The 13,370-nt window shown below is 65.8% G+C and carries 10 protein-coding genes; 4 read left to right on the forward strand and 6 right to left on the reverse strand.

Going from position 1 to position 13,370, the window contains the following annotated elements; genetic code table 11:
* Positions 1-191: 191 nt before the first annotated feature.
* Positions 192-1,904 (reverse strand): SulP family inorganic anion transporter, encoded by a 1,713-nt coding sequence (locus tag I4484_RS10640; protein WP_197447285.1) that lies wholly within the window; start codon positions 1,902-1,904, stop codon positions 192-194.
* 122 nt (positions 1,905-2,026) lie between these two features.
* Here I4484_RS10640 and I4484_RS10645 point away from each other — a divergent pair, with 122 nt between their 5' ends.
* On the forward strand, positions 2,027-3,301 hold the full coding sequence (locus I4484_RS10645) for an O-acetylhomoserine aminocarboxypropyltransferase/cysteine synthase family protein (protein WP_197447286.1): 1,275 nt from the start codon (positions 2,027-2,029) through the stop codon (positions 3,299-3,301).
* Positions 3,302-3,487: 186 nt separating this feature from the next.
* The gene (locus I4484_RS10650; RefSeq protein WP_234283491.1) at positions 3,488-5,077 is read left to right on the forward strand and encodes a methyl-accepting chemotaxis protein; all 1,590 of its coding nucleotides are present in this window, start codon (positions 3,488-3,490) and stop codon (positions 5,075-5,077) included.
* A gap of 17 nt (positions 5,078-5,094) precedes the next feature.
* Here I4484_RS10650 and rarD read toward each other — a convergent pair whose 3' ends face one another.
* Positions 5,095-6,033, reverse strand: coding sequence for an EamA family transporter RarD (gene rarD, locus I4484_RS10655; protein ID WP_197447287.1), 939 nt, complete (start codon positions 6,031-6,033; stop codon positions 5,095-5,097).
* 154 nt (positions 6,034-6,187) lie between these two features.
* Between rarD and I4484_RS10660 the strand changes: the two genes are divergently transcribed.
* The gene (locus I4484_RS10660) at positions 6,188-7,003 is read left to right on the forward strand and encodes an amidohydrolase (protein ID WP_197447288.1); all 816 of its coding nucleotides are present in this window, start codon (positions 6,188-6,190) and stop codon (positions 7,001-7,003) included.
* Complete coding sequence (locus I4484_RS10665; protein ID WP_197447289.1) at positions 7,003-7,704, forward strand: pseudouridine synthase; 702 nt, start codon at positions 7,003-7,005, stop codon at positions 7,702-7,704. Before I4484_RS10660 ends, I4484_RS10665 begins: the two co-directional genes overlap by 1 nt.
* 1 nt (position 7,705) lies before the next feature.
* Here I4484_RS10665 and I4484_RS10670 read toward each other — a convergent pair whose 3' ends face one another.
* From I4484_RS10670 to I4484_RS10685, 4 genes are all read right to left on the reverse strand, one after another.
* A complete protein-coding gene (locus I4484_RS10670; RefSeq protein WP_197447290.1) occupies positions 7,706-9,451 on the reverse strand; it encodes a GGDEF domain-containing protein in 1,746 nt (581 codons plus the stop codon).
* Positions 9,452-9,606: 155 nt separating this feature from the next.
* A complete protein-coding gene (locus I4484_RS10675; RefSeq protein ID WP_197447291.1) occupies positions 9,607-11,205 on the reverse strand; it encodes an ABC transporter ATP-binding protein in 1,599 nt (532 codons plus the stop codon).
* Positions 11,198-12,283: an ABC transporter permease gene (locus I4484_RS10680; RefSeq protein ID WP_197447292.1), complete on the reverse strand. Its 1,086-nt coding sequence runs from the start codon at positions 12,281-12,283 to the stop codon at positions 11,198-11,200. Before I4484_RS10680 ends, I4484_RS10675 begins: the two co-directional genes overlap by 8 nt.
* Positions 12,284-12,287: 4 nt before the next feature.
* The gene (locus tag I4484_RS10685; RefSeq protein WP_197447293.1) at positions 12,288-13,361 is read right to left on the reverse strand and encodes a microcin C ABC transporter permease YejB; all 1,074 of its coding nucleotides are present in this window, start codon (positions 13,359-13,361) and stop codon (positions 12,288-12,290) included.
* Positions 13,362-13,370: the final 9 nt, after the last annotated feature.

The following is a 13,370-nucleotide window of genomic DNA, read 5'->3' on the forward strand; positions in this document are numbered from 1 at the left end:
ATACTAGAAAGGCACTGCGACGCTGTCAACGGATCCACGCCACTGCCTTTCCGCTAGGCGGAATGCCGCCGTGCGGTGTTTCGGGAAGGCTGGAAAAAGAAAGGCTTGGCAGGCTTTTTTTCGGACAGCGCAGCGCGCCCTACGACCAAGGTATAGGCGTGCAGACGGTGATCTGAGTGGGGGTGGCGGCGTTATTCCGATGGGCGCGACAGTTCCCGCCAGGCGGCGTAGCTACTGAGGAACACGCGTCCGGTCATGTCGTCGAGGAAATCGCTGCGCTTGAGCTGGTCCATCACCGGCCCCTTCACTTCGGCCAGGTGCAGGGTGACACGGGAGTCCTTGAGGCGAGCGTTGATGGCGTCCAGGCTCTCCAGCGCCGAGGCGTCGATCAGGTTGACCGCCGAGCAGATCAACACCACGTGCTCAAGTTCCGGTCGCGTCGCCACCAGGTCGTAGACGGTATCCTCCAGGTAGCGGGCATTGGCGAAGTAGAGGCTCTCGTCGATGCGCAGCAACGCCAGGTGACTGGCGGTCTCGGTGTCGTGCCGTTCGACGTTGCGGAAGTGCTCGGTACCGGCAATGCGCCCGACCAGAGCGCTGTGGGGGCGACTGGTGCGATAGAGGAACAGCGCGATGGAGAGCCCCACGCCGCCGAGGATACCGGCCTCGACCCCCTCGACCAGGGTCAGCAGGATGGTCGCGGCCATAGCCGAGAAGTCGCTGCGCGAGTAGCGCCAGGTCTGGCGGATCATGGACACGTCGACCAGCGTGATGATCGATACGGTGATGGTGGCGGCGAGGGTGGCGATGGGCAAATGGTGCAGTGCCGGGGTGAGGAACAGCGTCACCGCGCCGATGCCGAGCATGGCGAACATGCCGGCCAGCGGGGTTTGCGCCCCGGCGTCGTAGTTGATCACGGTGCGGGTCAGGCCGCCGCTGACCGGCATGCCGGCGGTGAAGGCCGCGGCGAGGTTGGTGCCACCCAAGGCGAGCAGCTCCTGGTTGGGCGAGATGCGCTCGCGCCGGCGTGCGGCGAGCATCTGGCCCATGGAGACGGACTCGACGAAGCCGACGATGCTGATCAACAGCGCCGGTACCAGCAGGGCCTGCCACGTTGCCGCATCGAAGCCGGGCAGGGTCAGCGGCGGCAGGCCCTGAGGGATGTCGCCGATCACCGCCACACCGCGCTGCTCCAGCCCCCAGTGCCAGGTCGCCAGTGTCGTGACCGCCACCGCCAAGACCGGGCCGGCCCGGGTCAGCAGGTCGGCCAGGGAGCGGGGCAGGCCGAGCCGGCGCAGGCTGGAGCGACCATACTGGCGCAGCCACAGCAGGAAGATGAGGGTTCCTGCGCCGATGACCAGGGTCGGCAGATGCAGGCCGGGCAGCTCCCGCACCAGCTCCACCACTCGCGGCAACAGGTCCCGCGCCGCGAGCTCGATCCCGAGCAGGTAACCCGCCTGGCTGGCGGCGATGAGAATGCCGGCGGCCGAGAGGAAACCGCCAATGACCGGATGGCTCAGGAAATTGGCGACGAAGCCCATGCGCAGCAGGCCCATGGCCACCAGGATGAGGCCCGACAGCAGCGACAGGATCAGCGCCGCCTCGACGTATTCCGGGGTGCCTGGCGCGGCTACCCCAGAGAGCGCCGCGCCAGTCATCAGCGCAATGATCGCCACCGGCCCCACGGCCAGCGTGCGACTGGTGCCGAGCAGGGTGTATGCCAGGCTCGGCAGCAGGCTGGCGTACAGGCCGACCACCGCCGGCAGGCCGGCCAGCACGGCGTAGGCCAGGGACTGGGGGATCACCATGACGGTGACGATGAGGCCTGCCAGCAGGTCGGCGCCGCCGAGGCGACGGTTGTAGTGGGGCAGCCAGGTAAGGACCGGAAGGTAGCGTCTGAGCATCCGTCTCTTCGTGTCAGGGTGGGGGGGGAATGCACAGACTAAACGATATTGGTGGATGGGTTGAGTCTTGGTTAGCATCGAGTGATATAGACGAAACCCCCTTTGACCATATAGGACACCTCATGAAGCCCGAAACCATCGCCCTGCACCACGGCTACGCCCCCGACGACCAGCACGCCGTGGCCGTGCCGATCCACCAGACCACCTCGTTCTCCTTCGACAGCGCCCAGCATGCCGCCGACCTCTTCGACCTCAAGGTCGAGGGCAACATCTACTCGCGCATCATGAATCCCACCTGCGCGGTGCTGGAGCAGCGCATCGCCGCGCTGGAGGGAGGCATCGCCGGCCTGGCGGTGGCCTCCGGCATGGCCGCGATCACCTACGCGATACAGACCATTGCCGAGGCTGGCGACAACATCGTTTCGATCAGCGAGCTGTACGGCGGCACCTACAATCTGTTCGCTCATACCCTGCCGCGGCAGGGCATCGAGGTGCGCTTCGCCGACAAGGACGATCTCGACGGCATCGAATCGCTGATCGATGCCCGCACCAAGGCGGTGTTCTGCGAAAGCGTGGGCAACCCCTCGGGCAGCGTGGTCGACATGGCCCGGCTGGCAGAGGTCGCCCACCGCCACGGCGTGCCGGTGATCGTCGACAACACCGTAGCCACGCCGTTCCTGTGGCGTCCGATCGAGCACGGGGCGGACATCGTCATTCACTCCGCCACCAAGTACATCGGCGGCCACGGCACCACCGTGGGGGGCGTCATCGTCGATTCCGGAAAGTTTCCGTGGGCTGACCATGCCCAGCGCTTCCCGCTGCTCAACGAGCCGGATGTCTCCTACCACGGGGTGAGCTATACCCGTGACGTGGGCGAGGCCGCCTTCATCGCTCGCGCGCGGGTGGTGCCGCTGCGCAACATGGGCGCAGCGCTCTCTGCCCAAGCGGCGTGGAATCTGCTGCAGGGGCTGGAGACGCTGGCGTTGCGCATCGAGCGCATCTGCGACAATGCCCAGCGCGTGGCCGAGTACCTGGAAGGGCATCCGGCGGTGACCTGGGTACAGTACGCCGGCCTGGCCGGCCACAAGGATCACGCCCTGGCCAAGCGCTACATGAACGGCCACGCCTCGGGCATCCTCAGCTTCGGCATCCAGGGTGGCCGCGAGGCGGGAGCCCGCTTCTACGATGCGCTGGGCATGATCCTGCGCCTGGTCAACATCGGCGACGCCAAGACCTGTTCGTCGATTCCGGCCTCGACCACCCACCGTCAGCTCAGCGACGACGAACTCGTCGCCGCCGGCGTGACGCCCGACATGGTGCGCCTCTCCATCGGCATCGAGCACGTCGACGACATCATCGCCGACCTGGAACAGGCGCTGGCCGCCAGCCAGGCTTGAGCCAGTCGGGCACGGGAGCGGGCCGTCTCGTACGAGGGGCCCGCAGCGGGTGCCAAAGCGTTGATATCGGCCGCGCGGAGCCCGACTTGAGTCGTGCTTTCGTCTGTCAGGCCAAAGTGGTGATGCGAATGCCGCTTACATGGCGTTAATCTCTGACAAATCCCAGTAACAAAGAGACGAGACGCCATGCGGATCCTGATGCTTCTACTGGCCGCGGTTTCGCTTGCCGGTGGACTTCTTCTTTCCTACCTGGAGGGGGCGGGCTGGCAGGCCTTCGCTGGGATCGGCCTCGGGCTGGTGAGCGGCCTTGCGCTGGCGCTGAGCGGCATGGCGGCGGTCTATCGCGCCGATGCCGACAGCCTCGCCAACGGCCGTATCGCATGGTTGCCCGTCACCCGCGACTACTTCTCGCTGCGTCGAATGGCCCATGGCCTTATTCGCCAGGCCAGCGCCACGGCTATCGCCTCTGCCGAAGTGTCCCACCACGCCGATCGCATGGACCAGCGCCTGGAACGGCAGGAGCAGACCGTGCGCGAGGCCTCGTCGAGCATGGCGGCGATCACTTCGGCGATCGAACAGGTGGCCGCCAGCGCTTCCAACGTGGCCACGCTCGCCAGTCGTTCGCGTGACGCCAGCCATGTGAGTCGCGAATCGCTGGGCCAGGTCATCGAGGAGATGCAGGCACTCGCCGAGCGCTCCGAAGAGGCGCTGGAGCTGCTCAACATGCTGAGCCAGAAGGCCGACAGCGTGCGCCACGTGACCTCGCTGATCGAGGAGATCGCCGAGCAGACCAACCTGCTCTCGCTCAACGCCTCGATCGAGGCCGCCCGGGCCGGCGAACATGGCCGCGGCTTCGCCGTGGTGGCCGGTGAGGTGCGCCAGCTTGCCGGCCGCACCGCCGATGCCACACGCAACGTCGAAGCCCTGGTCGGGGATATCGGCGACAGCAGCCATCGCGTGGTCGACACCATCGGCCACCTGATGCAGCGCGTTGGCGACCGTGCCAAGGAAATGAGCAAGGTGGGCGAGCAGCTCACCGAGATGACCGGCCACTTCGACCAGGTGGAGGGCGAGATTCGCTCCATCGCCGAGGCCATGGAGGACACCAACCGACACTCCCAGCGCGTGGCCGGTACCCTGGGTACGCTGGAAGAGGATGCCGAGCAGGGCAACCGCGACATGCATGGTCTGGCGAGCCAGGCGCGTGCCCTGATGGCGGGCGCCGAGGCGGTCGATGCGGCGCTCGCCCAGCAGCGCCTCGAAGGGCGCCACCAACAGGTCTTCGAAGCGGCGCGCCAGGCGGCGGCCAAGATCGGGGAGCTACTCGAATCGGCCATCAAGCGTGGCGAGCTGGACGAGCAGACCCTCTTCCATGCCCAGTACACGCCGATTCCCGGTACCAACCCCCAGCAGTATGAAACCGGATTCGTCGGCTACACGGACGAGAACTTTCCCTCCATCCAGGAACCGCTGCTCGAGCGGCTGGGTGTCGCTTACGCCATCGGCATCGACCGACGCGGCTACATCCCCACTCACAATGCGCAGAGCAGTCGCCCCCCCACCGGCGACTACGACCACGACCTCAAGTTCTGTCGCAACCGGCGAATCTACGAGGACACCACCGGCCAACGCTGCGGTACCCATGAGCAGACGCTGTTGCTGCAGACCTACAAGCGCGATACCGGCGAGGTGATGCACGATCTGTCGGTACCCATCTATGTCGGCGGCAAACACTGGGGCGGGTTCCGGGTCGGCTACAAGCCGGAAACCGCCTGAGCATACCCTCCTCGCAGTCAGGCTCGCTCTCCCTCCTGAAGGGTGCCGGCCGGCGCCAGGGGGGAGCGCGTACGACTGTTCCAGGCCGACCAGGAGTAGAGCGCCAGGCTGGCCCAGATCAGCAGGAAAGTGGCGAGCTGGACCAGCGACAGCGGCTCGCGGAACACCAGCAGGGCGATGAAGAACTGAATGGTGGGGTTGAGGTACATCAGGAAGCCCAGCGTGGCAAGGCGCAGGCGCCGAGCCGCGCCGGCGAAGGCCAGCAAGGGTAGGGCGGTGATGACGCCGCTGGCTACCAGTAGCAGCGTGATGCGAGGCCCGGTGAGGAAATGAGAGAGCTCGCCGGCGCTGAGCCAGGCGAGCGCCATCAGCCCCAGCGGCAGCAACAGCAGGGTTTCCACGAACAGTCCCGAGAGGCCGTCGAGGGGCACCTGCTTGCGCAGCAGGCCATAGGTGCCGAAGCTCAGCGCCAGGGTCAGGCTGATCCATGGCAGCTCGCCCAGCAGTACCAGCTGAATGGCTATGGCGATGCCCGCCAGCACGACGGCGACGCGCTGCAGCCCGGCCATGGCCTCGCGCAGTACCAGCATGCCCAGCGCAACGTTGACCAGCGGGGTGAGAAAATAGCCCAGGCTGGCCTGGAAGACCTGCCGGGTCTCCACCGCATAGATGTAGAGCCCCCAGTTGATGGCGATCAGCAGGGCGCAGCCGAGCACCCGTCCCAGGCGACGAGGTTCGGCGAGCGCCTTGCGGATGGGCCCCCATCGCTTGAGCAGCGTGACCAGCCCCACCAGGAACAGGCACGACCAGATGATGCGGTGGATCAGCACCTCGAAGGCCGGAACGCCATCGAACAGGGCAAAGAACAGCGGAAAGCAGCCCCACATGACGTAGGCGGCCAGGCCGAAGCCGACACCGCGTGCGGCTTCACTATCGCTCAGGGATTGCAGGGGCATGCCGGGGTCTCTGATGACGGAAAGCTACAATTTAGCAGCCTATTGAACTTGGCTCCATGATCCCGGGGTGTCTCGGCGAGGCAATGCCGCGGGCTGACGTCGCTGCCTGCCTGGGTTAGGCTGAAGCGATAGACGACACCGCAAGGGAGCCACCATGAGCGATTTGCGTACGACCCTGGTTCAGTGCGACCTGCGCTGGGAAGACCCCGAGGCCAACTGCCGCATGCTCGAGGAGCAGCTGGGAGAACTCGGTGGCGACGAGACCGATCTCATCGTGCTGCCCGAGATGTTCGCAACCGGCTTTACCATGAACTCCCGTGAAATGGCCGAGCCGATGGAGCAGAGCCGGGCCGTCGCCTGGCTGACAGAACAGGCTCGCGTGCGCAACTGCGTGATCACGGGCAGTGTCGCAATCGTCGAAGACGGCCACTACTACAATCGCCTCGTCTGGGCTCGGCCGGATGGCAGTCGGGTCTGTTACGACAAGCGCCACCTGTTCCGCATGGCCGGCGAGCATGAGCGCTACGCCATGGGCCACGACCGGGTGATCGTCACGCTCAAGGGCTTCCGTATCCTGCTCAGCGTCTGCTATGACCTGCGCTTCCCGGTGTGGCTGCGCCAGAGCCCGGGGCCGGGCGAACATTTCGAGTACGATGCGCTGCTGTGCGTGGCCAACTGGCCGGCGCCGCGACGGCATCCGTGGCGGATCCTGCTGCAGGCGCGGGCGATCGAGAATCTGTGTCCGGTCATCGGGGTCAATCGTGTCGGCGAGGACGCCAACGGCATGCACTATTCCGGCGATTCCATGCTGGTGGACTTCAAGGGCGAGGCGATCATCGACGAGCCGCGAGATACGGCCTTCATCAAGAGTGCGACACTTTCACGCGCGGACCTCGAGGCGTTTCGCGAGAAGTTTCCTGCCTGGCGCGATGCCGACCATTTCACGCTGGCCGACGGGGTAGGGTTCTGATGCGCCTGGACCGCTTCCTGGCGGAAACCACCGACCTGACCCGCAGCCTGGCCAAGAAGGCGCTGCATCGCGGCGAAGTCAGCGTCAACGGAACCGTGACCAAGCAGGCCGCCAGCCAGGTGGCCAGCACCGACCGCGTGGAGTGGGCCGGGCAACCGCTGACCCTCGTCGGCCTGCGCTATGTCATGCTGAACAAGCCGAGCGACGTAGAGTGCAGCGCCCGTCGCGGGCTCTATCCGCGCGCCGTCGACCTCATCGATCTGCCCAAGGCCGAACGCCTGCAGACGGTGGGGCGACTCGATGTCGATACCACCGGCCTGGTGCTGCTGACCGACGATGGGCAGTGGTCGCATCGGGTCAGCTCACCGCGCCGTCGCTGCGCCAAGGTCTATCGTGCCAGCCTGGCGGAGCCGCTTGCCGGCGATGCGCTGGCCGCCGCCGTGCGGCGCTTCGAGGAGGGCCTCCTGCTCGAGGGCGAAGAGAAACCGACGCTACCGGCAGCCCTGGTGATGCGAAGCCCCCACGAAGCCGAGCTGACTCTGCACGAGGGGCGCTACCATCAGGTCAAGCGCATGTTCGCCGCCATCGGCAACCGGGTCACGGCGCTGCATCGGGAATCGATAGGTCCGCTTTCGCTAGGCAATCTCGCCCTGGGGGAGTGGCGCGAGCTGAGCGACGACGAGGTGGCCGGGTTCGACTGAGTCAGGTGGAGGGGGCATAGGTTTCGCTACGGTCGCGGCCGCAATGCTTGGCCCGATAGAGAGCCATGTCAGCCAGGCGAACCAGCTCGGTCGGGTCGTCGGCATGGGTCGGGTAGCTGGCGATGCCGCAGGAGAGGCTGACGCAGCCGAGCGCTTCCCCGCCATGCAGGAAGGATTGCTCGCGCATCGAAGCCAGCAGTCGTTCGACGGCTTCACTGGCCTGCTGCGCCGTGGCGCCGGGCATGATCACGACGAACTCCTCGCCGCCCAGGCGGCACACCACGTCGGCCTCGCGGAAGTGCTCACCGATCAGCCGTGCCGTGGCTGTCAGCACCGCATCGCCGGCATCATGACCATAGAGGTCGTTGAAATGCTTGAAGTGATCGATATCGAGCATGACCAGCGTGAGCGCACCGCCGCGCCGGGCACTGGCCGCCTCGTGCGCGAAGACCTCGTCGAAATGGCGGCGATTCTTCAGGCCGGTCAGGGGGTCCTGGTAGGAGAACGCGCGTAGCTGCTCGACCATGTGCTGCAGGTCTTGGGTGCGATCGGCCACCTGCTGCTCGAGACGCTGGTTCAACCCGATCAGTTCGCGCTGGGTGAGGACGTAATGGCGCAGCGAGATTGCCACGATGGCGAGGCTGAAGCCCAGAGCCCCCAGGCTGACCGGGATGCGCTGCCATGGTAGCAGCCCATGGGCGACCGCCATGTCGAGCAGCAGCAGCAGGGCGAACAGGCCATAGGCGGCAATGACGAGCCGCTGCTCGCCGTTGAGCCGCTTCAGGTGCCCGGCAATCAGCGCGAACAGCACCGGCAGGCTGGTGGCCAGCAGGGCATCGAAGACCGGAAAGGTGCTGGAGAGATTGATGACGCCACTCAGCGCCAGCCCCAGTGCCAGGACCAGATATCCCAGGTGGAGCTGCCACAGCCGGCGAATCCAGCGCGAAAGACGATTCGTGAACCAGGGCTCGAGCAGCAGGCCGATGCCCACCGGAAGCGCGTAGTAACCTGCTGCCGCGAGGTAATCCCATAGCAGCGGTGTCGCCAGCAGCAGCTGGCTGGCCTGGGTTTCGGCCAGGATCATCACGCCCGAGGCGAGCGAGAAGAGTCCGATACCGGCAAAGGTCTGGCGTCGCTGATGAATCAGCGCGAAGCTGCCAGCCAACAGCGCCAGCAGCAGGCAGAAGGCGCTGACCACAAGGTCGGCCGCCGAGCGATTCAGGATCATGGCGAAGAACTCGGGGCGATCCATCAGGCGAACCTCGCCCCACAGGCCGATATCGGTGTAGTTCGAGTAGACCCGGAACGCCAGTTGCCGGCCGCCGAAGTCTTCGGGCAGGCTGATCACGTGCCACGGCCAGCCGATGAAGGGGCCTTGCCCCCGCGCATCGAAGTTGCCGTGCTGGTAGATCGGCTCGGTATCGAGGAAGGCCTGAGCGATCAGGTCGATGCTGTAAATGTAGAGTACCAGGTCTCGCCACTCACCATCAGGCAGGGTGATGCGAAACCAGGCGTGGTGATTGCCGTCCCGGCCGGGCGGGTTGGAAGGGAAGTCGATGGCCTGCCAGGCAGCTTCATCATCGGTGACAAGCCAGACAGGCGTACCGTCTTCGAGCGTGGGCGAATCCCCCCAGCGATACTCCCATCCGCTATCGAGATCCAGGGAGGACGTGGCCGCCGCCACGACAGGAAAGAAGAGCAGAACCAGTGGCGCGAACAACCGCAGCGGGAGGTCGAGGCAGCGCATGGGTGGCGTTTCCTGTGTTCCTGACGGCGCGAAGCCCCAGTATAAGGCATACCTGTCCAGTGAAGCGCGTTCGGCATACTTAGCCGAAGACAAGGCTTTATACCGTTATCATTTTTTCGCTAAATCACGGCTAATTCGCGAAAGTCATCATGTCATCAGACAGGTGGCGCCAGGCCTGCCGCCTGGACCAGCGCTCGCGTGTAGTCGCTGGTGGGCGCAGCGAGGAGGGTCTGGCATTCGCCCTGTTCCACCAGTTCGCCATCCTTCAACACCAGCACGCGGTGCGCCATCGCCCGCACTACGGCGAGGTCATGGCTGATGAAGAGGAAGCTCAACCCGCGGCGAGCCTGGAGATCGCGCAGCAGTTCGACCAGTTGCTTCTGCACGGTGCGATCCAGCGCCGAGGTGGGTTCGTCGAGCACCACGAGTGCCGGCTCGAGGATGAGCGCCCGGGCCACGGCGATGCGCTGCCGTTGGCCACCGGAGAACTCGTGGGGATAACGCGCCGCACAGTCGGCAGGCAGGCCGACTTCGCGAATGGCGGCGTGCACCCGCTCGTCCACCTCCTCATCGCTGAGCTCGGGATAGTGAAAGCGCAGGCCCTCGCTGATGATGTCCGAGACCGGCATGCGTGGCGAGAGCGAACCGTAGGGGTCCTGGAAGACCACCTGGATGCGCCGCCGCCGCTTGCGCAGCGCATTGCCGGTGAGCTGGTCGAGACGCTCGCCGTCCAGCTCGATCTCGCCACGACTCTCCACCAGCCTCAACAGTGCCATGGCCAGGGTGGTCTTGCCGGAGCCGGATTCCCCGACGATACCCAGGGTCTCGCCCGGTGCCAGGTGCAGGTCGATCGGCTTTACCGCCTCGAAGGCGGGAGGGCGCTTGGCGAACAGCCGCTTGGGACGCTGAAAACTCACCGTCACGCCGCGCGCCGCTAGCAATACCGCGCTGGAGGCGACGGGGGCCGGGCGTCCGGTCGGCTCGGCATCCAGCAGGCTTCGCGTATAGGTGCTGCGTGGCGCTGCAAAGACCTCGCCGACGGGACCCGTTTCCTGCTCGTGGCCGTCGTAGAGCACGCAGATGCGATCGGCGTGGCGTCGCACCAGGTTGAGGTCGTGGGTGATGAAGAGCATGCCCATGCCATGCCGGTCGCGCAGCTCGGCGAGCAGCGCCAGGATCTCCTGCTGCACGGTGACGTCGAGCGCCGTGGTCGGCTCGTCGGCAATCAGCAGCTCGGGATCGTTGGCGATGGCCATGGCGATCATCACCCGCTGACGCTGTCCACCCGAGAGCTGGTGCGGCCAGGCATCGAGCAGCTCGTCGGGGCGCGGCAGCTTGACCTGCTCCAGCAGCTTGCGGGTACGCCCACGGGCCTCACGCCCCGACAGGCCCTGATGCAGCCGCAGGGTTTCGCCGATCTGCTTGGCCACGGTGTGCAGAGGGTTGAGCGAGGTCATCGGCTCCTGGAAGACGAAGCCGACGCGCCCACCGCGAAGCGCCTGCCAGTCCCGCTTCCCCAGGGTGGTAAGGTCGGTGTCGCCCAGCCGACGGCCGCCGGACACCTGGGCGTTGGCTGGCAGCAGGTTCATGGCGCCGAGAGCCGACACGGACTTGCCCGAGCCCGACTCGCCGACCAGGGCAAGGGTTTCGCCGCGACGGACCTCGAGCGTCAGTTCGTTGAGGACCGGCTTGCCGTCGAAGGCAATCGACAGCCTGTCGAGTCGTAGCAGGGGTTGCGAGCGAGTGTCAGGCATTGGCTTGGGTCCTGGTCAACGGCGTAGCGCTGGCGGCATGCTGAATGTGGCGCGGATCGAAGGCGTCGCGCAGCCCCTCGCCGATGAAGACCAGCAGCGAAAGCATGAGCGACAGACTGACGAAGGCGGTGATGCCGAGCCAGGGCGCATGCAGGTTGTTCTTGCCCTGGGCCACGAGCTCGCCCAGCGAGGGCGAGCCTGGGGGTAGACCGAAGCCGAGGAAATCGAGCGCCGTCAGGGTGGTGATGGCGCCGGTGAACAGGAACGGGATGAAGGTCAGGGTGGCCACCATGGCGTTGGGCAGCACGTGACGCCACATGATCAGCCGTGACGGCAAACCCATGGCCTTGGCGGCACGCACGTACTCGAGGTTGCGGGCACGCAGGAATTCGGCGCGCACCACGTCCACCAGGCCGAGCCAGGAGAACAGCAGCATGATGCCGAGCAGCCACCAGAACCCCGGCTGGACGAAGCTGGCCAGGATGATCAGCAGGAACAGCACCGGCAGCCCCGACCAGATCTCGGTCAGGCGCTGGCCGATCAGGTCGGTCTTGCCGCCGAAATAGCCCTGCATGCCGCCGATAATCACCCCCATCACCAGCGAGCCCGCCGTCAGCACCAGGGCGAAGGCCACCGATAGGCGAAAGCCGTAGATCACGCGCGCCAGGACGTCGCGACCCTGGTCGTCGGTGCCCAGCCAATGTCGCGAATCGGGCGGGGAAGGCGAGGGGCGCATCATCTGCATGTCCAGGGTCTGGTAGGAGAACGGAATCAACGGCCAGACGGCCGAGGCATGCGCCTCGATCTGCTCGCGAATGAAAGGGTCGTGGTAGTCGGTACGCGTCGGCAGGAAGCCGCCGAACTCGGTTTCGGGATAGTCCACCAGCAGCGGCACGTACCACTGGCCGTCGTAGCGCATGACCAGGGGCTTGTCGTTGGCGATCAGCTCAGCGCCGAGGCTCACCACGAACAGGACAAGGAAGATCCACAGCGAGACCCGGGCACGGCGGTTGCGGCGGAAGACCTCGATGCGCCGGCGTGCGATCGGCGAGAGCTTGAAGGTGAACGCAAGTGACATCGGCTCAGGACTCCCGTGTCTCGAAATCGATGCGCGGATCCACCCACACGTAGGTGAGGTCGGACACCAGCTTGAGGATCAGCCCTATCAGGGTGTAGAGGAACAGCGTGCCGAAGATCACCGGATAGTCGCGCTGCATTACCGCTTCGAAGCCGAGCAGGCCGAGCCCCTCCAGCGAGAAGATCACCTCGATGAGCAGCGACCCGGTGAAGAAGATCGTCACCAGGGCGCCGGGCAGGCCGGCAATGATGATCAGCATCGCATTGCGAAACACGTGGCCGTAGAGGGTTCGGCGGTCGCTCGCGCCCTTGGCGCGCGCCGTCAGGACGTACTGCTTGTGGATCTCGTCGAGGAAGCTGTTCTTGGTCAGCATGGTCAGCGTGGCGAAGCTGCCGATGGTCATGGCGGTGACCGGCAGGGTGATGTGCCAGAAGTAGTCCTTGATCTTGCCCCAGGTGGAGAGCGCCTCGAAGTCGGGCGACGTGAGGCCGCGCAGGGGGAAGAGATCCCAGTAGCTGCCGCCGGCGAACAGCACGATCAGCAGGATGGCGAAGAGAAACCCGGGGATGGCATAGCCGACAATCACCAGCCCCGACGACCAGACGTCGAAACGCGAGCCATGATGGAGCGCCTTGCGAATCCCCAGCGGGATCGAGATCAGGTAGACCAGCAGGGTGGTCCACAACCCCAGCGAGACCGAGACCGGCAGGCGCTCGATCATCAGCTCGACGACGGGGCGGTCGCGGAAGAAGCTGTTGCCGAAATCGAAGGTGGCATAGTCGCGCATCATGCCGAGGAAACGCTCGTGGGCGGGCTTGTCGAAGCCGAACTGCTGCTCGAGCTGCTCGATGAAACGCGGGTCGATGCCGCGGGCGCCGCGGGACTCGTCGCGCACGACCACGTCGCCACCGCCGGCGTCCAGGCGCGTGCTGACCATGCTGTCGACGCCCTCGAAGCGGGCCAGCATCTGGTCGATGGGGCCGCCGGGGGCGGCCTGGACGATGATGAAGTTGAGCAGCATGATGCCCACCAGGGTGGGAATCATCAGCAGCAATCGGCGCAGGATGTAGCGGCTCACGTCAGGTCA

Source organism: Halomonas sp. SS10-MC5 (genome assembly GCF_015992245.1).
Lineage (GTDB): Bacteria > Pseudomonadota > Gammaproteobacteria > Pseudomonadales > Halomonadaceae > Halomonas > Halomonas sulfidoxydans.